A 25,486-nucleotide genomic window follows, 5' to 3' on the forward strand; every position below is an offset into this window, starting at 1 on the left:
CCGGGATAGGGATTTTGCGGCTCATTTCGCGCCTCGCGGCCGCAGGCGGCCTACGGTATCTTCGATGTGCGCTGGGCCTCTCCAATAGCGCGCACGACCGCCTTCGCCACCGCCTCCGGCTGATCGATCTCGATGTCATGCGAGCTATCCGCAACATGCACCAGAGCGCCGCCGGATGACGTGGCAACGATCTGCGCCTGCGTGCGCGCCTTGGCTTCCTCCAACCCTTTGCGATCCCGCGGCAACGCATCAGCATAGGTATTGGCCGCAGACAGCACGATCAGCGGTGTCGAGCCGTGCGTCTCCTGCTTCGACACAGGCGGCTTGAACACCGCGGCATTGTTCTGCAGTACCGACAGCACGGTGTGCCAGTACGCAGGCTTCGACATGAGCGCGAGGTTCGCCGCGTTGACCTTCGCGCTGGCGTTCGGATCGGCCTCGCCGAGACACTGGCTCAGATCCTTATCGGTGGACGGCAATGCGTGCTTTTCGGCGGCAGCCGCACACTGGCGAAGAAACGCGAACCGCTGCACCGAGAGCGTGTCCTCATCCTTCTGCCAGCCGGGAGCAAACCGCCCGATATCCTGCGCGGGCGGATCGAGCAGGACCATCGCGCTCACCTCCGCCGGATAGCGGCTCGCATACTGCCGAACGATATTGCTGCCCAGCGAATGCCCCGCCATCACCAGCGGAGTCGCCAGCCCGGCGTGCTGGATCAGCGCATGCAGGTCCGACACGTCAGCGTCGAGATCTCGCGGCAACGGCCCCTCGCTGCTGAAGCCGAAGCCGGCCCGGTCGTATGCGCAGACGTGTACGTGGGTGGCCAAAAGCGGCTGCACCTTGAACCACGTGGAGGAATCGGCGAGCGCGCCAGCTTCCAGCAGCACGGTCTGCGTCCCGCTGCCCGAACAGCGCAGATTGAGATGGCGGCCATGACCGATATCGATCAGCTTCGCCGCTTCCGCATAGCTGTCCGGTATGCGCTGCGGTGTGGATGCGTGGTTGGCATCGGTGGCGACGGCCTGGCCGAACATCGCGGCCAGCACAAGGACGCCGCACGCCTTCAGGTACATCCCGCTCACGGTGTGTCTCCCCTCGATGGCCCGGACAGTACGCCGGGCAGGCCCTCCATCGACACGAGGTGATGCACGAAGTTCAGGAGCGTAGTGCGAGCACCATGGCGTGACGCAACTTTATTCCGCAGCGCGCCGCAATTTAATTCCGCTGAGTGGCGAGCCTTATTGACGACGGATGGCGCGCCACGTTTTGCTCCACGGCGATGAAAAGCAGCCTTTATCCAAAGAAAAACCCCGGTTACCCGGGGTTTTTGCTCTCCGATCCACTGGCCTCAAAACGCCACGAACAGATTCGTCGACAAGGTCTGTGCCTGATCGCGCTGTCCCTTCTCATAGTCGTAGTTGAACCGCAGCGAGGTGCGCTTCGACAGCGTCGCATTAAGCCCAAGGTTCAACACGCCACTATAGCGCGACAGGCCGATGCCCACCAGCGGTTGCCATTGCTGCAAGCCGACGAAGCTGGCGTCGAAGGCGTCGCCATGCGAAGCCAGCGTACGGCGAAGCTGCACGCTGGCGCTGAAATCCACGGCGCGGCCACCCGCGAAATCCCAGCGCCGCGCTGCACGCAAACCAAGGCCCGCGCGCCAGCGATCCAGCATCTGCGCATTGGTGCGCAGGCCGAAGCCGCCTGCGCCTTGTTCGGCGAAACCGTCGCGGTCGATGCTGGCGTATTCCACGCTGGCGAACGGCGTGATGCGGCTGCCCGCCAGGTTCAGATGCAGGCCGGTCTCGCCATAGGCCACGTTGTAGTTGCCGCTGTAGTCGGTGGAGACGCCTTGCAGGCTCGAACCCAGCAGCAAGCGGCGGTTGACGCTTTGCTGAAAATGACCGACGCCGAGGCGGCCCTGCGCGTACCAGTTGCCGTTGACCCAGCCGGCGTAGAGCATGCCCTCGGTGCTGCGGCTGCGATTGCGGTCGTACGCCTGGTCTAGCTGCTGCTGCCCCTGGTTCTGTCCGAAGGCAAAACCCGCCACGCCCGAGCTGCCGATCTTCCGGTCGCTGCCTACCAGCCATCCGTTCAACTGGAAGCCGACGCCGTCATAACCGGAACGGCCCATGCCGCCACCGACGTTGAGGCTCTGTGTCCACATGCCGTAGCCGGTGTTGCGGCCGAGCAGGTCGTCGAAGCGGTCGGCCAGCGCACGGCTGGAGGCGTCGATTGCCTCGAACGTCATCGCCGCGCTGGCGGCGTGCAGCTGGCCGGAGAGGCTTTGCAGCGAGGCCTGTGCAGCCTCCAGGTTGGGGGCCTGCTGGAACTCGCCGGCGGCTTGCACGAAATCGCTCGACACGCTGGAGAGGTTGCCGCTGGCGATCTTGCTATTGAGTTGGGTGAAGGCGCCTTGTACGCGCTGCGCGCTGCCGAGCGACAAAGGCGTATACGTCACGCCACCACCCGCCGCCGCAGTCGTCACATCGAGGCCGGTGGTATCCAGCCATGCGCTGTGGGAGTCGTAGTAAATCCTGGATGAGATGAAGACCACTCCTGCGGCTTTGGCCAGTCGGGTGAAGCTGCCACCAAACGAAATGCCTTTCGTGGTGGTAAAGACCTCGGTGTGGGAATTGGCGACGTAGCCTTGATCGGCACCGATAATTTCCAGCGTGCCTCCGCTCACCAGAATGTTGCCGTCGACCACGAGCTTGCTGCCTAGGCTCACGGCCAGGGTGCCGGTGAATGTATTGGTGTAGCTGCCGCCGATGTGGGTGTCGCCGCCGCGCACGACGACCCTGCCGGAGTTGTAGAGGTCGCCGGCGACACCGGCAAGCTGGGCGGCTCCCCCGTTCGCGTAGCCTTCCAGCGTGGTTGTGCCATTCACCTTGACATTGCCCGGCAATGCGTAAGCAGTCCTGATGGAACCCTGGTTGATCGTCGTCCCCCCGGTGTACGTATTGTCCGGTGACTGCAGGATCAACTCGCCCGGGCCGTTCTGCGTGACGGAGCCCGGCCCGGAGATCGCGCCGCTGGCAAAAACATTCCGCGCGCTATTGAAGAGCAGGGCGCCTTTATTCAGCACCGGCGCCTCGAACGAAAAATTGCCGGTTGCGCTGCCTGGGATGTCGCCGCTGTTGTCGATCTGTAGCGTTCCGCGCTCGATCGTGATCCGCGAGGGACGGAGCACCTGATTCCATGGAACCAGCGTCAACTTACCGCTGCCGGCATGGATCAGCGCGCCATCTCCCACGGACGAAATGCTGCTCGCGAAAGTGACATCATCGCTGCGATTGAATACCAAGGTGCCGGAATGGATCGCGATATTGCCGCCCAGGCCAAGCGAGCCCTTGGAGCCGCCATCGCCGATCTGCAGCGTGGTGCCATCGGGTCCGGTGCCGTCGATGGTTACGCTGCGCGGAATGAGATTGTCGTTGTCGATGACCCAGGTGCCGCCGTTCGCTACCGTCATGTCACCGTAGAAGCGGCTTTTACCGGTGACGGTCTGCGCATACGAGCGCACGCTTCCTGCTGCGCCGGTCAAGGTCAGCGTGGAATTCGAGCTTACGCCGACGTCGAGGTCGCCGCGGATGGAACTGCCGGCCGACAACAGGACGGCGTTGTTCGCGTTCTCGCGCAATTTCACATCACCGATGATGGTGCCCGCGTTGGTCAGCACCAGCGCTCCACCGGCATTGCCTGCGGGTAGGTATTCCGAAGCGACGAAAATGGCGCAGCCGCCGGACTTCGGGCAGTCCCCGGCGCGCGTACCGGTGCTTGCGATGGTGGAGCCGGCATCGTTGGTCACGCTGCCGCCGTGCTGCAGGTAGACCGCCGTGGCCGCCGCCGAGATCGTGGCGCCTCCACCGTTCGTGACCGCGCCGGGCTGGCCGGTCACTTCGATGGCTATGCCGTTGCTGGACAAGATGGAACTGCCGGCGCCTTCATTGGTAACGCTGCCGCCGTACTGCAGGCGGATCGCACCTGCTCCGCCGGATATGACGCCGCCCGCGCTGTTCCGGACCGTGCTTGTGGCCAGGGCCGCCTGCACCGCGAGGCCCGTGCCGGAGCTGATCGTGCTGCCGACGCCTTCGTTGTTGACCGATCCACCGTAGCTCAAATCGGTAGCGACATCTCCGCCCTGAATCGTTCCGCCGCCGTTGTTGGCGATTGATCCCGGATAGCCGTTGAAGGCGATGCCTGCGTGGCTTCCGCGGATGCTGCCGCCGTCCTGGTTGAGGACGGCATAGCTGCTGCCGAAGATGTTCTCGCCGCTGACGGCGACACCCACGTTGCCGCCAAGCGCCCCTGCATTGATCAGCGTCGCTCGACCCTGCAGCAGGATACGGTTGGATAGCGCCACACCTCGGCCTACCTGCAGGCTGGTGTCGATATTCGATGACGACCTGCGATCACCCACGGTGATGTCGCCTGCGCCCAGCGTGGCTCCCGCCGCAAGCTTCAACGTGCCGGCGTTCACCATGGTGCCGCCGGTGTACGTGCTGGCGCCGGTGAGTATCAGTGTTCCCGTGCCCTGCTGGGTCAACGAACCGCTGCCGCTGACGGCGCCGGCGAAGCTGATGTCGTCACTGCGGTTGAATACCAGCGACGCATTGTTCGTGACATTGCCCTGGATCGATCCGCTGGTGCCGCCATTGCCGATCTGCAGGATGCCCTGGTTGACGGTGGTGCCGCCGGTGTGACTGCTTGCGCCGGTAAGCGTCAGCGTGCCGGCGCCGTTCTTGACCAGGCTCGTCGAGCCGCTAAAGGTATCCGGTCGCACCGTAACCTGGCCGCCTTCGACGCTAATGTCACTGGACGTGGCTGGTGGTGCGGGCCTGACGTTGCCGCCACCGCTATTGCCACCGCCACCGCCACCACAACCGGATAATCCCAGCGCCATGGCCACTGCCAGCGCCATCGCGCAGGGCCTGGCCCATGCATCCATGACCGTACGATCGGGTGCTGCCGCACCGCGCAGAGCTTCCATGTATTTCCCCTTGTGAGCGCAATATCTTGTCGTAATAACTAACGACACGCCAGGGGTTTGCCGCTGATGCGCCAGGGCTGGCGCTTTCTTTTGCCGGATTGGCGGGTTGGACCGCCGCCATTGGCGCGGAGTCAAGCCCGAACATCTGCTCCTGCAAGTTCACTCGCAACGCTGCTCCAGCCACCGCGATTGCGACGCTCTGAACTCCTGCGGCGCCACCCCATACGCCCGCCGGAACGCCCGAGTGAAATCCGCCGCATAGTTGAAACCCAACCGCCCGCCCAGCTCGCCGATCGCCCCGGAGCGCGAGCCCGCCAGTTCATCCGCCGCCTGGCGCAGCCGGCAATTGCGGATATACGCGTGCAGCCCGCCTTCCGCTTCGAACAGCCGATACAGCGTGGCCCGCGCCAGCGGAAAGCGGCCAAGGATGTTTGCCGGCACCAGCTCCTGCGAATGCAGATGCGCGTCGATGTAATGCTTGATACGGCCAAGCATCGCCGCGCGTGCGGCGCCGCGGGGGCTATGGCTCTGGCTGGCCGCCTTGCGGAAGGCCGCGAGTATCAGTTCGGCCGCCACGTGCAGCGCGCGGCTCGCCTCGGTATCGCTCATCGCCGGCAAGGCGTCGCACATGTCCTGCAGATGCGCCCGCAACTGCCGTGTCGACGGCGCGGCATAGCCCACCACCTTGCCATGCAGCGACTCCGCCTGCGGAATCGCCGCTTCCACCACGGCGCGCGGAAGAAAGAAGGCCAGGGCGCGTGTGCGCGTGGGGCGCCGCATGGTCATCGGCCGGCCCATGTCCAGCGCGAGAATGCCCGGTACGAACTGCGTGATCGGGCGTCGCTGCGCGGTGCCGATTTCGGTCTCGGCAATGCCTTCCATCAGCACGTGGAAGCAGTAGTCGCGCATGTCGTCGGCGGCGATCTTTTGCGCAGAGCGTTGCAGCATGGTCGGGCCGGTACGGCTGTCCAGGTAGACGATGTCCGGCAGCACATACGTATCGAGTTCGGCATGGAAGCCGCCGGCGATCTGCGCCGGCGCCACCGGCACCTCCAGCATGCCGGCCAGCCGGTCGCGCCAGGCCGGCAGTTGCCGTTCCCTGGGTTCGCCGGCCACGCTGAAGCGCTGGCGGCTCAGCGCGGTGTCCGCGGAACCCTGTTCCTTGTGCCGCGCCCACGCGGCTGTGCGCGCCGCGTCGCCGCGGAGCGGATCCTGCCAGAAGGTGTGCATGCTCCTGCCCCTGTCGATGCGACCTGCCGTGGTCCGGTATCGTGGGAAGGGGGCGCCGGCTTGTCTGTAGAACAAACACGCTACAGGTGCCGCCGCCGGCCGCCGCGCACAATGCGCTTCTTCAAGGAACCCAGGGATCCACCATGGAATCACCGGCCGCCGGCCAGACTCCGCCGCTGATCCACGTGGCGATCGTCGAGGACGACCTGGGTTTCAGGCGCGCCCTCAGCGAGGCCATCGACAGCACGCAGGACCTGCGCCTGGCCGGCGTCGCCGGCACGCGCGCCGAAGGCTTGCAGTTGCTGCTGGGCGCGCCGGTGGACGTGCTGCTGGTGGACCTGGGCCTGCCGGACGGTTCCGGCATCGACGTGATCAAGGCCGCGGTGCAGCAGTGGAGCAGCTGCAGCGTGGTGGTCAGCACCAACTTCGGCGACGAGACCCACGTCATCCGCTCGATCGAGGCCGGCGCCTCCGGCTATCTGCTGAAGGACAGTTCGCCTGCCCGCATCGTCGACGAGATCCGCAGCGTGGCCAGCGGCGGCAGCCCGATCAGCCCTATCATTGCGCGCCAGGTGCTGGCACGGTTCCGGCAGCTGGGGGCAGGGGGTGCAAGCCGCGCCCAGAAGCCGGACGAGGCAGCGCAACTGCTGTCCGCGCGCGAGAAGGAAGTGCTGGAACTCATCACCAAGGGTTTCACGGCGAATGAAATCGCCCGGCTGATGTCGTTGTCGCCTTTCACCGTGCGCAGCTTCGTGCGGCGTATCTACAGCAAGTTGAATGTGACATCCAAGGCGGAAGCGATTTATGAGGCCAGGAATCAGGGGATTCTGGACGGCTGACTCGACCGGCAAAGCCGATGCGGTGGATGAGCGGGCGCCGCGTCCGCCCTTGAAAAGCGTCCCCGCGGCGGCGGCGCTGTTTTTCTCGGTGGCGTTATTGGCCGCGCTCGGCGCCTTTCTCTCGCTGGCGGTGAGCGGCATCGAGCGCTCCGGCGAATGCCTGCATCTGACGCAGGCCAGCTGGCAGGCGGTGCCGGCGACGGGTTTCGGTGCGATGCCGGCTACGCAGGACAGCCGGAGCCTTCCATCCGGCTGGCACGACACGCGCTTGCCATTGGCGATGCCGACGCGTGTCAAGGCTGCGGATACGTCCGCGTACTTCACCACCTGGGTGAGGCTGGCGGTCGACGAAGCGCAAGCGCTCACCGCGTCGCGCGCCTTGTACGGCGTGCGCCTGAAAACCGACGGCCCCATCGCGATCTATATCAACGGCAAGCTGGCCTATCGCGCGCAACCGCGCGGCCAGCAGTGGAACAGCCTGTTCATGCCGCTGTGGATGAACCTGGAACCCGGCACGAGCGATGCGCCGGTGCATGAAATCCTGATCGGCCTGCAGCACACGTCCAGCTATCCCGTAGCCGTGTCTTCGCTGTGGCTCGGGCCGGCCGACGCGTTGCGCGGCCGCTACCAGGTGCGCCAATGGCTGCAGTCGGGACTGCCGGCGATGTTGAACGCGGCGTTCCTGGCGGTGGGCATCTTCGCGCTGTTCGTGTGGTTCAGGCGCCGCGAGGATGCCAGCTATCTGCTATTCTTCTGCCTCGCCGCCACCGCCTTCGCCGGCCATCTGCATTACTACGTGGACCTGCCGATCGCTCGCGACTGGTTCGGCTGGCTGGTGATCAACTCGCTGTGCTGGGGGCTGACCTCGCTGCATTTCTTCCTGCGGCTGCTGCACGGCCGCCCGCTGCGCTGGCTGGGGCGTGCGGTGGTGGCCACCGTGGTACTGATCGGCTTGGCGACGATGCCGCTGCCATGGGCCTTGCCCAATTCCTCGCCGATGCTGGCGACGATCTACGCGCTCGAGCTGCTGCTGGCGCTGGCGATCTGCATCGTGGGCGGCGCCGCTACCTGGCGTGCATCGCGGGAGGGGCGGGTGGTGGTGGTGGCGCTGGCCATCTGCGAGCTGCTCGGCATGTCCGACTGGATGCTGCACAACAATGTGGTGGGGCCGGAGGGCTGGTTCCTCGGCGCGTACACCAATGGCGTGACATTCATCTTCTTCGGGCTGCTGATGTATCGGCGCTATGTGCGAGCCATCGAAGAAGTGGAGCGGGTGAATGCGAGCCTGGCCGAACGCTTGCGCTTGCGCGAGGCCGAACTGGAAGCAAGCCACCAGCGCCTGCGCGAGATCGAACAGCGCCAGTTGCTGAGCGACGAACGCCAACGCCTGATGCAGGACATGCATGACGGCCTGGGCTCCACGCTGATCAGCGCGATCCGCTCGGTGGAGCAGGGCCGCATGCGCGACGCCGAAGTTTCGCAGTTGCTCAAGGACTGCATGGATGACCTGAAGCTGGCAATCGACTCGATGGAGCCGGTGGAAGCGGACTTACTCTTGTTGTTGGCAACGTTGCGCTACCGCCTTGAACCTCGCATGGAAAGCGCCAACGTCGCGCTGGTGTGGGACGTAAAAGAACTGCCAGCGCTGGATTGGCTGGATCCGTCGAGCGCGTTGAATATCCTGCGCATCGTGCAGGAGAGCGTTGCCAACACCTTGCGCCATACGCGGGCCACGGTTATCCGTGTTGCTACCGCCGTCGAAGGCGATGGCGTGCAGGTGGTCATCGAGGACAACGGGCAGGGCTTCGATGTGGCGGCCGCGTTGTCGCGCGGCGGCGGCCGCGGCTTGCATAATCAGCAGCGGCGTGCGCAGGTGATCAATGGGCGGGTCGAATGGGTATCCGGAGAGGCCGGCACGCGATTTACGCTCTGGCTTCCCGTGCTGCGGGGAGATGAAGTATGCGGTTGAGAGGTGCCTTCGGACTGTTTTCGTTCGCGGTGGCGACCATGGCAGTGGGCGCGGAATACAGGATTGACCCGCATTATTCTCGCGAGCCGGTCTGCGTCGCGATGACAAAGGCACTCAATAAGGGCGCCATCGTCGATGTGCGAATGCCGGTGTGCCGCAGAAGGATGGATATCTCTGGCAACCGAGAAGGTCTGTCGTCCGCAAGTTTACGAAAGATCGATCTTCAGGATCATCGGCAGCTGCTCATCGAGATGCTGATGATCACCGGTGCACCCATGGCGAGCGACAAGGCCGGCCAGCGTGCGGATGACATCATTCGTTCTTCGGAGGTGAGGATCTACGCCACCAGGTTGGATCCCGATAACGGCGGCCATGTCCGAAACATATACGTCGTGGACAATACGAGCTGCGAGCCTGAGTGGTTCTCGAATCCGGCGTCTCCGGCTGTTTACGTGGAGGCGGCCAACGGGGAGTTGGATCCTTACTGGGGGAAGGGGACGTCGGCCTTGGGGTATCCGTTCTTCTACAGAGGGCAGACCTACTACGCCCAATGGCAGTCGAATGGATCGCGGTATCCGGCATCCTTGTCGTTGTATTCGCCGCTTGTTGTGAACGAATTCAATCGATCGATGTTCAAGCAAGAGGGTTTTGGTCTCGTTTGTTCCATCGAGAAAAAATAATCGGAAGCTATGTCATGGCACTTGCCTCACCCATCCTGGAATACAAAGTAGAGGCTGTCATTGGCGATATCCGCGTGCACTGTCGACGTATCATGGTGTGGCGTCCACGGTTGATCGGAACCTTCAGGTGTTGCAAGCAATTCCTGACCTTGCTGGCCTGCATATTTTTCTGCGGAAGTGCATCTGCCAACTGCCTGAGCAATCCGCTGTTCGCCCATGACCATGTCGTGTATGCCGGGGAGGTTGGGAACAGGCAGATCAGGTTGACTCTTCAATTCGATGCGCTCTCGCAACAAGTGTCAGGTATGTACGGCATCAGCGGCGATTCGATTTCGCACGATATCCCCAGTCAACCAGATGGTGAAGCCGTCACGATTCATATCGCGGGCAAGAACGGCCGTAGCGATCAGTTGAGGTTGCGTGCAGTGGACAGTCTGGCTGCCATCCATAGCCCGGATGCAAATGGATGTCTTGAACTGGATGGCGTGTACTTAAGAAATGGATTGGCTGAAGAAGACGTCAAGTTGCTCAGAGTGACTGCCATCAAGTCGGAATACGATGCAGATAGGAAGGCCAATGAAGCGGTTGCTCTGCGTTTTCAGCGAGCGCTTATCGCTCGTGACAAGCAGATTGTCGCTTCGCTGCTGATCTACCCGTTCTTTAGTCAGTACGGCCGAAAAACTTCAGTTTGGAAAGATGCGGGCGAAGTCGTCAAGCACTACGACGAAGCTATTCAGTTCGATGCGCCAGCTCTGCGCAAGGCGGTTCCCTTCCTGCTCGAAAGCAGATGGAACAAGAGCGAGTTTTTCGATGGCGCTGTCTGTCTATCCGAGCAGAAAGTCGAACAGATGTGCATCGGTCCCTGCGTTGGTGGCTGCCCCTGAGTTTCAGATCGAGGCGAATGCACTGACCTGAGCAGTTTGGACCATGCACTGCAGCTCAAGCGTTTTTATTTACGGCGCAAGAAAATAACGCAAGAAAATACTTCGCGTCATCACGCAAATTCACCCTAAACTTTTCCCCGCATTCCTGGATTGAGACAGAAGGACGGACTGAAAAACGGTCCGCGCATTCTTCGTTCGAACATCCAGGAAGACTTCATGGTTGCCGTGATTGCAGGAAATGGTCTGGGGCTGGGCAATACCTCGCTGACGCAGCTGGGCCAGGCGCAAGGAGGCGCATCGAATCTGGGGCAGGCGCAATCGCGCCAGTACGTCAATGCCGCCAACGGCAACCTGGTGCTGCAGGGGCAGGATCAGGGCCTGCTGTTCGACGACCTGCCGCTGAACCAGCTGCGCACCTACAACAGCTTGAGTCCCGGCGGCGGCAGCCAGGGCTGGCTGTTCGGTTTCAGCCGCAGCATCGGCGGGCTGGCCGGGACGGTGAACACGGCAGGCAGCACGGTGTCGCGCGTGGCGGATGACGGCTCCATGATGAGCTACGCCTACAACGCCAGCGCCGGCGCCTACCTCAGCACGGGACAGAGCGGCAGCGTCGACACGCTCACCTGGAATGCCGCCAGCTCCAGCTGGACCCGCACCGATGGCGCCAGCCGCCAGCAGGAGACCTACAACGCCGCCGGCCAGCTGACGGGGCTGAGCTCCCCCGAGAGCGGCGCCAGCTACAGCTTCGGCTACAACGGCAACCAGCTCACCACGATCACCGCCAGCGATGGCGACGTGCTGACGCTCGGCTATGACGGCAACGGCCGCCTGGGCAGCATCTCCGTCACCGAAGTGCCGCCGGGCCAGACTGCGGCCGTGACGCGCCAGGAAGTGAGCTATACCTACGACGCGCAGGGCCGCCTCGGCACCGTCACCACCACGCTCGCCTCCGACACCAACAGCTCCAGCTCCGCCAGCTACACCACCACCTACGGCTACGACGGCGGCAGCGACCGCGTGGCGTCGGTGACGCAGAGCGACGGCACGGTGGCCAGCTACACCTATGCGCAGGACAGCCAGGGCGTGTACCGCGTCGCCAGCGCGACCACCGGTACCGGCGCGGCCGCGCAGACGGTCAACTTCAGCTACGACTTGAACGGCGACACCACCACGGTGAGCAATGCGCTCGGCCAGGCGTGGACCTACGGCTACAACGCCGCCGGCCAGCTCACGCAGGTGACCGCGCCCAGCGTCAACGGCGCCAGTCCCGCCACGCATTACAGCTACGACGCCAGCGGCAATCTGCTGCAGTCGGTGGATGCGAACGGCGCGGCCACGCGGTACAGCTACGACGCGAACGGCAACCTGCTGAGCGTCACCGATGCCACCGGCCACGCGGTGAGCTATACCTACAACGCCGACAACCAGGTCACCAGCAAGACCGTCTACGCCGTCGCCGCGCAAGGCACGCCGGGGCAGGGCGGCTACGTGGCGCCTTCGGGCGCGCAGACCACCTATTACGTCTACGACGCCGGCGACCGTCTCAACTTCACCGTCGATCCGCTGGGCGCCGTGACGGAACACGACTACACCGTGTCGGCCGCCGGCCTCAGCGAGCTGAGCACGACGCGGACGTACCTCGGCGCTTCCTACGACACCAGCGCCGCCACGCCCGCCAACCCGCCCAGCCTGGCGAACCTGCAGGCCTGGGTGGCGAGCAGCCCGGTGCAGAACACGCTGGCGCAGGCCACGCGCACCGACTACAGCTACGACGTGCGCGGCCAGCTGGCCTCCAGCACGGTCTGGGGCACGCTGGCCGCGGATGGCACCGGCGCCATGCAGGGCGGCAATATCGCCTACGACGCGGTGCAGACCAGCTACACCTACGACGCCAGCGGCCGCCTGCTGCAGACGATCCGTCGCAGCGGTACCGATCGCTCGTCCCTGGCCACCACCAGCTACGCCTACGACGGCATGGGCCGGCTGATCGGTAGCACCGATGCTCTGGGCTACGTCACCAGCTACACCTACAGCGACAGCCAGAACACGCTGGCCATCCACCAGGCGAATGGCCTGGTCACTACCGAAGTGCGCAACAGCGCGGGCCAGCTGGTCAGCCGCACGCAGGCGGCGACGGGGCAGCCCAGCCGCGTCACCAGTTACCTGTACAACGCGGCGGGGCAGTCCGTCGCCACCATCGACCCGGCCGGCAACGGCAGCTTCACCTTCTATGACGCGGATGGCCGCGTCACCGGCACGGTGGATGCCACGGGCGCGGTGACGGCTTACGCCTACGACGCCGATGGCCGTGTCGTACGCACCACCGACTACGCCACGCCGGTCAGCACCAGCGGCTGGATCAGCGGCGGCGCATTGACGGCAAGCCTGCCCGCGGCCTTGCCGGTGCCGAGCGGCAGCGCGGACGACCGCATCGCCGACAGCGTGTACGACAGCGCCGGCCGCGCGGTGGCGAGCATCGACGGCCTGGGCAACGTGGTCACCGTCAGCTACGACGGTGCCGGCCGCGCGCTGAGCAGCCTGGCCTATGCCACGCCGCTCACCGCCACGCAGCGCGCGGGTCTTGGCACGCCGCCGACGCTGTCGGCCTTGAACGCCGTACTGGCCAGCAACAGTGCCGACCGTCTCGCGCAGACCGTCTACGACGCCGACGGCCGCACAGTTGCCAGCATCGACGCAGCGGGCTACGTCACCATCACCAGCTACGACAACAGCGGCAATGCGGTGCTGGTCACCGCATACGCCACCGCGCTCACGCCGAGCCAGCGCAGCGGCCTGGGTACGGCGCCAACGCTAGCTTCGCTGCAGGCCGTGGTGACGAGCAGCAGTACGGACCAGATCACCCGCAACTACTACGACCGCGAGAACCAGCTGGTCGGCAGCATCGACCCGGCCGGCTATCTGACGGTGCGCAGCTATCAGGAGCTGACCACGGCGTCCTATCCCACCGCCGTGCGCATGGAAAGCGACATGCGCTATGCGCAGCCGCTGACTGCGGCGCAGATTGCCGTGCTGCCCGCCCATCCGGGCTATAGCGACCTGGTCGCCGCTGCCGCCGCGGCGGGCCAGTCCGCGGGTTCCGCCCTGCAGCAGGTGCAGCGCTTCTACGATGCCGACGGCCGCCTGGCGGAAGTCGATGCCATCAACGGCGCGGAAACCACTTACACGCAGTACTCCTACGACAGCGCCGGCCGCCAGGCGCGGATCAAGCTGACCACCTCGGGCGTGGCGCTGACGGCGGAGCGTTCGACCATCACCGTGTACGACGGCTACGGCGATCTGGTCAGCACCACGGATCCGGTCAATGCCTTCGCCGGCTACACCTACAACACGCTGGGCCAGAAGACCCAGTCCAGGGACGCCGCTGGCAATATCACCTGGTACTACTACGGTAGCGACGAGCGCCTCGCCTACACCGTGCAGGGGCAATCCAGCGGCAGCACGCTCAATGCGCTGGCCAGCGTCACGGCTTACACCTACAACGCCTTCGGCCAGGTCACCGCAAGCACGGCCTACGCAAGTCTGCTGAGCCTGGTCACCAGCGGCAGCAGCAGCGGCACCACACTCAATGCCAATGCCGCCAGCACGGCGGACGTGGCGGCGGCGGTCGCGGCGCTGCCCGCCAGCGCGGCCGATCCCAACCAGCAGGTGAGCACCACTTACGACGCCGATGGCAACGTGGTGATGGTCACCAGCGGCGACGGCTACCACACCGCCACCGCTTACGACGCGTTCGGCGACGTCAGCCAGGTCACCCGCCAGCTGAGCGGCGCCGGCAGCGCGCTCAGCGGTTCCAACAGCACGGTCACGCAGTACGTCTACGATGCGCGCGGCGAGCGCGTACAGGAAGCCGATGGCGTGGGCGGCGCCGCGACCCAGGCCAGCTCGGCCACCTACGATGCCTTCGGCCGCGTCACCAGCCGCACCGACGCCAACAACAACGTGGTCACCTACAGCTACGACCCGCTGGGCCGCCAGGTCGGCAGCAGCCAGACCGTGCAGGGCCAGGTGCGCACCACGCAGACTACGTACGACGCCATCGGCCGCGTGCTTACCGCGGTGGATGGGGTGGGCAACACCACTACCTATCAGTACGACCCGACCGGGCTGACCACCACCATCATCACCCCGGGCGGCATCCACACCGTGGTGACCAAGGATCCGTTCGGCGACACGCTCACCGTGACCGACGGCGCCGGCAACGTCACCACCTCGACCTACGACGCCGACGGCCGCCTGCTCACCACCACGGACGCGCTGGGCAATGTCCGCACCAACCACTACGACCTCGACGGCAACCTGAGCCAGACCGCCTACGCCGTCGGCAGCAATTTCTCCTACAAGGATGTGAGCTACACCTACGACGCCGCCGGGCGCGTGCTGACGCAGACCGTCGACCCGGGCAGCGCGGTCACCACCTATGCCTACGACGGCGAAGGCCGCCGCCTCAGAGTCACCGACCCGCTGGGCACGGTCACCACTTACAGCTACGACGCCGACGGCAACACGCTCACCCAGGTGCAGGACGCCGGCAGCGGCAAGCTCAACATCACCACCACCTACAGCTACGACGGCGCCGGCAACGTGCTGACGGTGACGCACGGCGCGGGCACGTCCGCCGCCGCTGCCACTCAGTACGTCTACGACAACCTCGGCCGCCTGACGCAGAAGATCGACGATCCGTCGAACCTCGCCCTGAGCACGCGCTACACCTACGACGGCGACAACCATCTGCTCAGCGTCACCGACGCCGGCGGCAACGTGACGCGTTATGTCTACGACGAGGCGGGCGAGAAGGTCTTCACCATCGATCCCACCGGCGCCGTCACTCGCATGTGGTACGACGCCGACGGCCGCCTCACCACCACGCGCGGCTACGCCACGCTGCTGACGGCGAACCAGCTCAGCGCGCTAGGTGCGGCGCCGACCCTGGCCGCCGTGGCGGCCGATGTCACCAATACCGCCAGCGACAGCTATCAGCAGAGCGTCTACAACGCCGACGGCCAGGTGGCCTACGCGCTGTCCGGCACCACGCTCAACGCTACGCAGTACAGCTACAACGCGGACGGCCAAGTCAGCCAGGTGCGCCGCTATGCCGCGCCGCTGTCGACCGGCAGCATCAGCCCCACGGCGACCTCGACTGCCGTTGCTTCATACATCACGGCCGGCAGCAGCGACCTGCAGAGCTGGAGCGCCTACGATGCCAATGGCGAGGCGGTCTACCAGATCGACGGCACGGGCGGCGTTACCCAGCGCGTGTTCGATGCCAACGGCAACGTCACGCGCAGCATCGCTTACGCAACAGCCTTGACCACTGCGCAGCTCGCCGCGCTCGGCAGTGCGCCGACGGCGGCGCAGGTCGCGGCGGTGGTGACCACCAGTGCCGCCGATCGCAGCAGCTATGCGGCATATGACGGCCTAGGGCGGCAGCTGTACGCCGTCGGCGCCACGGGCGCAGTGACGCAGACCAGCTACGACGCCAACGGCCGCGTGACCGCGACCACGGCCTATATCAACGCGCTGACGCCAGCACAGCTCGCCGGCCTGGGCAATGCGCCGACCGATACGCAGATCCATGGCCTGCTCACCGCCAGCAACTACGATCGCCACAGCTACGCGGTGTACGACGCGGCCGGCGAGCAGCGCTACGCCATCGACGCGATGGGCAACGTCAAGGAAACCCGCTACGACGCGGCCGGCCGCGTCACCGAAGTGCTGGGCTATGCGAATGCGGTGGCGGGCGTGCCGGGAACGCTCGCGCAGGTGGCCAGCGCGGTAAGCGCCGCGGGCAATACCGATGCCAACGCCCAGGCCACGCTCTATCTCTACGACAGCGCCGGCCGCCAGCGCTTCACCGTGCGCCAGAACCAGGGCGGCACGGTGGGCGCCGTCACCGAGCAGCGCTACGACGCCAACGGCAACATAGTTGCGCGGATCGCTTATGCCAACACGTTGGCGTTGAGCACCAGCCAGCCGCTCAGCGCGCAGTTGAACACGGCGAGTGTGGCCAGCGCGGTGGCGGGCGCGCCGGCTGCGGGCATGCAGATCACCAGTTCGGTCTACGACGCGGACAGCCGCGAGATCTATCACGTCGACGCGCTCGGCGACGTCACCCAGAACGGTTACGACGCCTTTGGCCGCACGGTTTCGGTGCAGCAGTACGCGCATGCGATCACGGTGCCGGCGAGCATCACCGCGGCAACCATTGCCGCCGCCGTGGCAGCCGCGGGCGGCGCCACCGGTGCCCGCGTCAGCACCACCACCTACGACACGCGCGGCAACGTGCTCAGCACCGGCGATGCGCTGGGCGTCAATGCCACCTACAGCTACGACGGCCGCGGGCTGAAGACCGGCGCCACCAACCGCGACGGCGCGGCGTGGACCTACAGCTACGACACCACAGGCCGCCTGGTGCAGACCGGCAGCCCCGCGGTGACGGTGGGCAGTTACAACACCGGCGGCGCCCTGCAGAGCGCCGCGAACCAGTATCTCTACACCACCACCGCTTACGACACGTTCGGCGAAGCGACCAGCGTTACCCAAGGCTATGGCACCGCACCGACCGCGATCACCGCGGTCAGCACCGTGCATTACGCCTACGATGCCGCGGGGCACCGGGTGCAGACCACGGACGCGATGAGCGGCGTCAGCACCGCCACCTACGATGCCTTCGGCGATCAGGTGGTGAGCAAGGACGCGAACGGCAACTACGACTACCGCGTCTACGACAACGACGGCCGCCTGATCGGCGCCATCGATGGCGCGGGCGGCATCACCTCGTGGAGCTACGACGCTTACGGCAATGCGGTCAGCGCCGCGCAGCACGCCGCGCCCTTCGCCGGGCTGGGCGGCAGCTGGACGGCCGGGCAGCCGGTCACGCCGAATCATTTCAACTCAAGCACTTCCAGCGGCGACCGCATCACCACCACCACCTACGACCAGTGGAACCAGAAGACCCAGGTAGCGCAAGCCGCCATTTCGATGACGCTGGGCATGGGGCCGCTGGCGGGGCAGAGCGCCACTGCCGCGCCAACCACCGTCTATACTTACGACGCCTACGGCAACCTGGTCACCAGCGCGGTGCTGCTGCAGCCGGCCTTGACGGTGGGCGGCACCAGCTCGCCAGCGGTATGGGCGACCACCAACACCTATTACGACGCACTGCACCGTGTGGTGATGGTGGTGACGCCCACCGGCAGCTATACGAGCCCGCAGGGCTATGTCACCACCACCGCCTACGACGCGTTCGGCGAAGTCGCCACGCGTACGGACTATGCGCAGGCGATCAGTGCGAGCGGCCTAAGCACGTCGACCATGCCGGCGCTGCCGCCGGCGGGCAACCAGACCACCGGCGACAACCGCGTCACCACCTACGCCTACGATGCGATCGGCCGCGTGCTGAGTCAGACGCTGACCGGCGACGTGGGCTATGTCACCAGCAACGGTGCGACCCAGGGTGCGCTCAGCAGCGGCAACCCGACCGACGCGATCAGCGCCAGCGTCACCAGCTATACCTACGACGGCGAAGGCCGCGTGCTGAGCAAGTCGGTCAACGGCATTGTCACCACCACCACCTACGACGCGCTGGGCCGCGTGGCGACGGTGACCGATCCGGCGTGCCAGGCGCTGGTCAGCAACTGGGCGGCGCTGCTGCAGAGCAACCCCGGCTGGGATCTCACCACCGCCTCGCTGTATACCTCGGTCAGCCCCGTCACCAGCTACGTGTACGACGCGCAGGGCCATGCGCTGAGCACCACCGTGGCCGCCGGCGGACTGTCGCAGCAGAGCCTGGCCGTCTTCGACGCGGCGGGCCGGATGACCTCGTCCACCGATGCCGACGGCACGCGCCACAGCAAGACCTACGATGCCAATGGCAACCTGCGCACCGACAGCTACACGCTGACCGGTTCCACCACCGTCACCACCACCAACACCTACGACGGCAACGACCAGCTGCTCAGCACCACCGTGCAGCGCAGCGGCACGGCAACCTACGACAGCTACACGCAGCAGCAGCGCAATGCCTTCGGCGAGATCTCGGCCAAGGGCGACAACAACGGCTACGAGCTGAGCTACACCTACAACGCCGCCGGCCAGCTGCTGACGTCCACGGACAGCAAGACCGGCGTCGTCCACACCATGAGCTACGACCTGGCCGGTCACCTGATTTCCGATAGCGCATCGGGCCAGGCCACCACCAGCACGCTGGACCTGAGCGGCCGCGTCGTCACTCGCCTGTTGCCAGCCACCAATGCCACCAGCGGCGCCAATACCGCGCACAGCAGCTATGGCTACGACCGCTGGGGCAATGTCATCAGCAGCACCGATGCCAACGGCAATACCACTACCTACACCTACGACGACCAGGACCGCCTGTTCCAGACCACCGAGGCCAGCACCCTGGTGGTGTCCGCGCAGGGCAACTACGCCAACACCAGCTCCACCACCGTCAGCGCCTACAACGCCAACGGCGAGCTGATGGGAAGCAAGGACGAGAACGGCGTGTGGCTGTGGAAGACCTACGACAGCGCCGGCCACCTGACCATGGCGCAGGATGGCGTGGGCAACCGCACCTATACCGCCTACGACGCGCTGGGCCGCGCCGTGGCCCAGCAGACGCCGCCGGCGCAGACGGCCACCGGCACGGTGGCGCAGATCACCTTCACCAGCTACGACAATCTCAACCAGGTGACGGGGCAGGGCTACTTCCAGCTCAACGGTGCGGGCACCGCGCGCAGCATGGTTACCCAGCAGACGCTGGTGCTCGATGCCAACGGCGACCGCATCCAGGTCACCGACGCGCTAGGCAACAGCAGCTACTACACCTACGACGGCCAGAAGCGCGTGCTGAGCAGCCAGACGGCCCTGCAGCATGCCAACAGCCAGTCCAAGACCTACGGCTACGACGTCAACGGCTACCTGATCCACCAGGTGGATGCCAACGGCAACAGCCAGAGCTGGGTCTACGACGCCTTCGGCCGCGTGCAGAGCCACGTCGACGAAAGCGGCGCCACCTACAACTACACCTACAACGCCACCACCGGCCTGCTGGCGACCGAGACCAGCAACTGGTCGCCGACCGGGCCGGCCGGCAGCACCACCTCCACGCTGACCTTTACCTACGAGGCGGACGGCCAGGTGGCCAGCCTCAATGAAGTGGTCAACGGTGCTACTTCGAACTACACCTACAGCTACGACGCCAACGGCAACGTGGTGCGTGCCACGGTCGCCACGCAGGATGGCGGCGGCACGGCGGTCGGCAATCAGACGCTTATCGGCTACGACAGCCACAACCGCGTGCAGGAAGTGACCGTCGAGAACGCCGCCGGCACGGTGGCGACCATGCGCAGCGTGTATGTCTACGACGCCGCGGGCAATCGCCGCGCGGTGTTCACGGCGAATGCTGCGGGCCCCAATGGCGCGGCGGCGACGCCGATTCCGCTCACCACCGGCGGGCCGACGCTGACGACGGCGCTCACGGCGCAGAGCGTGCCGCCCGGTACGGCGCTGAACTACGCCATCGGCGGCAATTTCAACGATGCGCTGGGCATGGGCCTGAGCTATGCCGTGAGCGGCATGCCGAGCTGGCTGAGCTTCAACGCGACGTCGCAGACCTTTACCGGTACGCCGCCGGTGCCGACCGCGGTGGGCAGCAGCACCATCACGGTGGTGGCGACGGATGCGCTGGGGCATACGGTCAGCACGACGGTTGCAGTGGCGGTGCAGGCGGTGGCGCCGGTGTTCAGCGGTGCCGTCAGCAACCAGACGGTGCAGCCGGGCGCGGGGATGAGCTATACGGCGCCAGCGGCCACGGATAACAACGGCGAAGCCGTCACCTATACCGCCACGGGTTTGCCGGCGGGCCTGACCTTCAATGCTTCGACGCGGACGATCAGCGGCACTATCAGTTCCATCGCGGCGGCCACGTATGCCATCACCTACAAGGCGACGTCGACTTCCGGCACCAGCGTCAGCACCAGCTTTAACATCACCGTGCCGGCGGTGGCGCCGGCGTTCACCGGTGGCATGACCAACCAGACGGTGCAGCCTGGCGGCTCGCTCAGCTACCAGGCACCGACGGCGACGGATGCCAATGGCTATACGGTGAGCTACAGCGCCAGCGGTCTGCCGTCGGGGATCAGCTTCAATGCGTCCACGCGTACCTTCAGCGGTTCGCTGACCACGGCGGGCACGTATACGGTGACGTATACGGCGACGTCGAGCGCGGGGACCACGGCGTCGCAGACGTTCACCATCACGGTGCCGGCGGTGACGCCGGTGTTCACCGGTGGCGTGAGCAATCTCAGTGGCACGGCCAGCGTGGTGATGAATTCGTACCAGGCCCCGACCGCCACTGACGCCAACGGCTATGCCATCAGCTACAGCGCGAGCAATCTGCCGCCGGGGATCAGCTTCGATCCTTCGTCGCGCATCTTCAGCGGTACGCCGACGACGGCAGGGACGTGGACGGTGACGTATACCGCCACGTCGACGGCGAATACGGTGGCGTCGACGACGTTTACCATCACCGTGGGCGCGGCTTCGGCCCCGGTATACAACGGAGGCATGCCCACCGGCATCACCTTCAACGCGGGTGATTCGGAAACCTGGACCGTACCCGCCGGCGCTTTCAGCAATCCTATGGGGCGTCCGCTTTCTTACAACCTCCAGGGCAACAAGCCGCCCGGCGTTGAAATGAGCCCTTCCGGCGTGATCACCGCCAATGTGCCGGCAAGCGCGTTGAAGCAGGCCTACTCGTGCAGCGTCGTGGCTTGGGACCCTGCAGACAGTCTGTCTGTGAGCGTGCCTCTGCGCATCCAGATCCTGACCGGCATCGGCACCTTGTCCGCGCAGACCATGAGCGCGGGCGCATCCAGCCCGGCGCCGGAAATGATGTCGGTTCAGACCGCGCAAGCCACCCAGGCCACCACGCCCAACGTTGTCGCCGACTGGTACACCTACGACGCCGACAACCGCGTGGTGGTGGCGAACGGCGCGCTGCAGAACGGCCAGATCCTGATGACCACGGCCACCAACTCCGCGTCCAACGCCTACGACGCGGCGGGCAACGTGGTGACCTATACGACGGAGCAGAGCGCCGGCCAGTACACCACCCAGCGCAACAGCTACGACGCGCTGAATCAGCTGACCATGATCCAGAACGAGGCGCCGGGCAGCTCCACCTTCGCTACCTACGAAACGCGCAGCTACGACCTGGACGGCCGCCTCAGCAGCGACGTCACCTGGAACCTGCCGGGCCACCAGGGCGCAGGCACGCTCAACGGCAACGTGGTCACCTTCAACGACGCCGGCTGGGTCGCCACCGACACCTTCTACAGCTACAACGCCGACGGCGAACTGGTCGACCAGAGCGAATACGCCGAGGAAGGCGCGCAGGCGCTGATCAACCAGTACGGCAACAACGTCGCCACGAGCTACCAGGACACCACCGCGCCGAGCGCACCCAGCGGCGCCACGGCAGGCTCGCTGTACCTGGCCACCGAGAAGAACTACGCGGCGGCCGGCGCCGGCTATGGCTACGACGCCGATGGCAATGCGCTCGGCTACCGCGTCACCACCGGCAGCGTCTCCACGGTGGTCAACGGCAGCCCGGTGAGCGGCACCATCGGCTACCAGAACGCCTACATCAAGCAGAACGGCCTGCTGCTCGCCAGCACCACGCCCACGCTGATCAGCGGCGGCGGCACCGTCAACCAGCCCACGGTGAACACCTATAACGACCTGGGCGAACTGAGCAAAACCACCGGCACCGTCAACGGCACCAGCCAGACCCAGGTGATGGCCTACACCGCCGGCGGCCAGATGGCGCAGCAGAGCACCACCACCAGCAGCGGCACCGTCACCACCACTTACGAGTCGGTGAACGAACAGCAGCTGGGCAGCGTGGATACGGCCGGCGCCATCAACGTGCTCAGCACCACCGGCGGCTACAGCAACAGCACACAGGGTGCGCAGAACTACACCGTGCGTGCGGGTGACACGCTGCGCTCCATCGCCATGGCGGTGTACGGCAACAGCAACTACGACTACATCCTGGCCGAAGCCAATGGCCTGTCGATCGACAGCACCCTGCCGCTGGGCATGGTGCTGCGCATTCCGCAGGTCACCACCAGCACCAATGCCTACGACAACTTCCAGCCGTACTCGCAGGGCACCTTGCTGGGCGGCGGCGCGGCGGCGTTCGATACGGCCGGGCAGGCGGTGGCTTTGTCGATCGAGGCGCAGCTGAGCCAGCAGTCGGCCTTGGCCAAGACGGTGGCGCAGATCGAGCAGGCCGCGCAGCAGTGGGCCGCGCAGCAGGCGGCGGCGCTGGCGGCGCAGCAGGCCGCGGCGAAGGCGGCCGCGGCGGCGCAGATGGCGGCGGCGCAGGCGGCGTCGGCGCAAGCCGCGGTGCAGGTGGCGTTGGCGGCGAAGCAGGCTGCGCAGCAGGCGGAGGACGATGCGAGGCAGAAGGAGGCCGAGCAGCAGGCGGACCAGGCTGCAGCGGATGCGGCGAATCCTGGCAATGCGATTGCCGGGCTGTTCGGATCCGGCGGGGGTGGCAATACCGTCACCAACCCGTTCAACTCCTCGTATATCCCGCCGATTCCTGCCGACGACGGCATCGATATCAGCGGCGACCTGAACTTCGACGACAGCTCGGGCGGCGATGATGGCTGGGGCAGCTCCGACGATGGCTGGGGCGGTTTCGGCAATTACTTCGGCGGCAATTACGACACCGGGTCGTCGTATGACTATGGTTCTTACGGCAACGATTGGGGCGCCGATGATTGGGGTTCGGGCGATACGGGTAGCACCGATGAAACCGGCAGCAATGACGCTGCCGATAACAGCGGTGACACCACGTCGGACGATCCCTCGCCGTATGAGCAGCAGATTGCGCTGGATGACCAGCAGATTGCGGATTCGGAGCAGCAGATAGCGGCGTCGGTGCAGCAGATTGCGGTGTCGAATGAGCAGGTGACGCAGGCGAACGATGCGCAGGCGCAGGCTAATGCGGAGTATGCGCAGTATCAGGGGCAGTATCAGCAGGCGGTGCAGGAGGCGCAGCAGGCGCAGGCAGAGGCGACGCAGCTTGGGAGTACATTGGCAAGCGCTATGACCGTTGGGGCCATGAATTCGTGGTCAGATCCTGACGTTAGCCATATCAATCTGCAGAGTCAGCAGGATGTGTGGGCCGCAGCGGCTTTGGAGTCATCTAGCCAGTCTGGTGGCTCGGAGCTGAGCAATTTCATAGCGCCAGGCAATAACAGCGTCGGTAGTACCGCTATGAGCGCAATTCCTTACGGCGGCTATCAGGGAGATTTACTCGGTGTTGGGCCAGCGGACTATCAAGGTGGTCCCGTTTACTCTTTGCATCCGCTCGACTACACATTGCCTGCCTATCAGTCGGCAGAAACGTTTGCGTCACAAGACGAATCGCCCGCAACGGTGGTCAATCTCAACCCGTCGAACGTATTTTCACAGGGCAATCCATCCTGGCTCAGCCAGGCGGACGATCAAATTCATGGATTCAATGAAATCGTTCGCAACGAACTGGCGGACGAAGGAGCCCAAGATCTTCATGACGGCAATCAGGCCGCTTTTGTTTGGGGGGGCATTAAATACTCCTTCTATCAGACCTTTATGCCCGACAGCGTCGAGCAGGGGGTTGTCGGAATAGTAGGAGGCAAAGTGGCTGGCGCTGGTATCGGCTATCTCGCCAAGGGAGCGGTTTCCATTGCGCCAATCCTAGGACGTGATGTTGGTAGCCTGGCCGGAGATGTGGGCAAGTCGGTAGGAGGCTTGCTCGATAACTTGCGTGGTTCGGCTGGCAGCGTCGATACTCTCCCGGGCCCAGAAGCCCCAGGCGAGATGCCTGAGGCACCGGAAGCTGTTCCAAACAGTACACCTCCAGTTCCAAACACGGGACTTACTGGCGTGCCGATCAATGGGGCCACTAGGAGCGTTCCACTTGGGTTTGAATCTGAGACCCAATTCCACGCTGCTTCGCAAGAGCTTATAGATGCGATGGCTGAGAATGGATTTAACGATGCGACTGTTGGTGTGCGAGGAAGCTCAGTCACCGGCTTTGGCAGCAATCCGCGAAGCCCGACGTTTGGACAGCCATTTGGTCCATCAAGCGACATTGATCTTTTTGTCGAAAGTTCGGATGTGGTGTCTGCATTCAAGAACCAGCCGAACTTCATACACCCTGATCGCATGATCGATGCCTATCCCAATCTTGACGCATGGAGTCAAAAATGGAGTGAGATACTTGGTAGGCCAGTATCCCCCGCCGCCTGGAAACCGGGCGCGCTTCCGTCAACTCCTGCTATTTTGGTTAAGCCGCAATGAAGCATGTGAATCTGTTAATGGCCTCGGTGCCGGAAGAGACGATGGCTACGCTGGCAGCGAAGATATTTCCGCTGCTTGGTGTTGCGTCTTATGAAGAGCGTTTTGGTAGCCATTATGTGGAAGAGCGCTATTTTCTTGGCGAAACCGATCAGGTTGAGGTTAAGGTCATGCTTTCCGATGACCAGGATCATTCGGACCGGCCGTTCTGGGTCCGAATAAGTGCCCGGGGAAATGGCATGGACTTGGGCGATGAGCTCATTGAAAAGCTAGTCCGAGAGAGGCTTCTCCCATCGGGCTTACGAGTGGCGCGAATCGACAAATTTGGACAGGTTGGAGAGCGGAGGTCCGACTACTAAGGCTACTGGATATTGATGTCTCTAAGGCATCAGCTGATTGATGTTCTCGCTGTAATCGAGGGGATATCGCGCGACCACGATCGAGCTGTTGCCTGGCTGCAGGAGCCGATCGCGACGTTTGGCGGCAAGACTGCACTAGAGCTGGTCGCCGAAGGCCGC

The 25,486-nt window shown here is 64.8% G+C and carries 9 protein-coding genes; 6 read left to right on the forward strand and 3 right to left on the reverse strand.

Annotation, left to right across the window (positions count from 1 at the left end; translation table 11 throughout):
- Positions 1–50: 50 nt before the first annotated feature.
- The 3 genes from FHW85_RS09405 to FHW85_RS09415 all read right to left on the reverse strand — a co-directional run bounded on the left by FHW85_RS09405 (position 51) and on the right by FHW85_RS09415 (position 6,223).
- Complete coding sequence (locus tag FHW85_RS09405; RefSeq protein WP_210427754.1) at positions 51–1,073, reverse strand: alpha/beta hydrolase; 1,023 nt, start codon at positions 1,071–1,073, stop codon at positions 51–53.
- Between the two features lie 275 nt (positions 1,074–1,348).
- A complete protein-coding gene (locus FHW85_RS09410) occupies positions 1,349–4,993 on the reverse strand; it encodes an autotransporter domain-containing protein (protein WP_168648072.1) in 3,645 nt (1,214 codons plus the stop codon).
- Positions 4,994–5,152: 159 nt separating this feature from the next.
- Positions 5,153–6,223 carry a helix-turn-helix domain-containing protein gene (locus FHW85_RS09415; RefSeq protein WP_168648073.1) on the reverse strand — a complete coding sequence of 357 codons (1,071 nt, stop codon included), beginning with the start codon at positions 6,221–6,223 and terminating at the stop codon, positions 5,153–5,155.
- Positions 6,224–6,366: 143 nt separating this feature from the next.
- On the opposite strand from FHW85_RS09415, the gene FHW85_RS09420 reads away from it, so the two are divergent.
- From FHW85_RS09420 to FHW85_RS09445, 6 genes are all read left to right on the forward strand, one after another.
- The gene (locus FHW85_RS09420) at positions 6,367–7,062 is read left to right on the forward strand and encodes a response regulator transcription factor (protein WP_168648074.1); all 696 of its coding nucleotides are present in this window, start codon (positions 6,367–6,369) and stop codon (positions 7,060–7,062) included.
- A gap of 49 nt (positions 7,063–7,111) precedes the next feature.
- Positions 7,112–9,031 (forward strand): ATP-binding protein, encoded by a 1,920-nt coding sequence (locus FHW85_RS09425; protein ID WP_168648075.1) that lies wholly within the window; start codon positions 7,112–7,114, stop codon positions 9,029–9,031.
- A gap of 38 nt (positions 9,032–9,069) precedes the next feature.
- Complete coding sequence (locus FHW85_RS09430) at positions 9,070–9,711, forward strand: hypothetical protein (RefSeq protein WP_168648076.1); 642 nt, start codon at positions 9,070–9,072, stop codon at positions 9,709–9,711.
- A 14-nt stretch (positions 9,712–9,725) separates the two neighbouring features.
- Complete coding sequence (locus FHW85_RS09435) at positions 9,726–10,595, forward strand: hypothetical protein (RefSeq protein WP_168648077.1); 870 nt, start codon at positions 9,726–9,728, stop codon at positions 10,593–10,595.
- A 216-nt stretch (positions 10,596–10,811) separates the two neighbouring features.
- A complete protein-coding gene (locus FHW85_RS09440; RefSeq protein WP_168648078.1) occupies positions 10,812–24,971 on the forward strand; it encodes a putative Ig domain-containing protein in 14,160 nt (4,719 codons plus the stop codon).
- Complete coding sequence (locus FHW85_RS09445; RefSeq protein ID WP_167252450.1) at positions 24,968–25,327, forward strand: hypothetical protein; 360 nt, start codon at positions 24,968–24,970, stop codon at positions 25,325–25,327. The genes FHW85_RS09440 and FHW85_RS09445 overlap by 4 nt, the downstream gene beginning before the upstream one ends.
- The last annotated feature ends 159 nt before the right edge of the window (positions 25,328–25,486 follow it).

The organism is Dyella sp. SG609, assembly GCF_012275375.1.
Lineage (GTDB): Bacteria > Pseudomonadota > Gammaproteobacteria > Xanthomonadales > Rhodanobacteraceae > Dyella_D > Dyella_D marensis.

What these genes read in the sequence shown, in the direction of transcription:
- FHW85_RS09405 (WP_210427754.1), bottom strand. Translation starts at nt 1,073, where the DNA reads ATGTACCTGAAGGCGTGCGGCGTCCTTGTGCTGGCCGCGATGTTCGGC.
- FHW85_RS09410 (WP_168648072.1), bottom strand. Translation starts at nt 4,993, where the DNA reads ATGGAAGCTCTGCGCGGTGCGGCAGCACCCGATCGTACGGTCATGGAT.
- FHW85_RS09415 (WP_168648073.1), bottom strand. Translation starts at nt 6,223, where the DNA reads ATGCACACCTTCTGGCAGGATCCGCTCCGCGGCGACGCGGCGCGCACA.
- FHW85_RS09420 (WP_168648074.1), top strand. Translation starts at nt 6,367, where the DNA reads ATGGAATCACCGGCCGCCGGCCAGACTCCGCCGCTGATCCACGTGGCG.
- FHW85_RS09430 (WP_168648076.1), top strand. Translation starts at nt 9,070, where the DNA reads ATGGCAGTGGGCGCGGAATACAGGATTGACCCGCATTATTCTCGCGAG.
- FHW85_RS09435 (WP_168648077.1), top strand. Translation starts at nt 9,726, where the DNA reads ATGGCACTTGCCTCACCCATCCTGGAATACAAAGTAGAGGCTGTCATT.
- FHW85_RS09440 (WP_168648078.1), top strand. Translation starts at nt 10,812, where the DNA reads ATGGTTGCCGTGATTGCAGGAAATGGTCTGGGGCTGGGCAATACCTCG.
- FHW85_RS09445 (WP_167252450.1), top strand. Translation starts at nt 24,968, where the DNA reads ATGAAGCATGTGAATCTGTTAATGGCCTCGGTGCCGGAAGAGACGATG.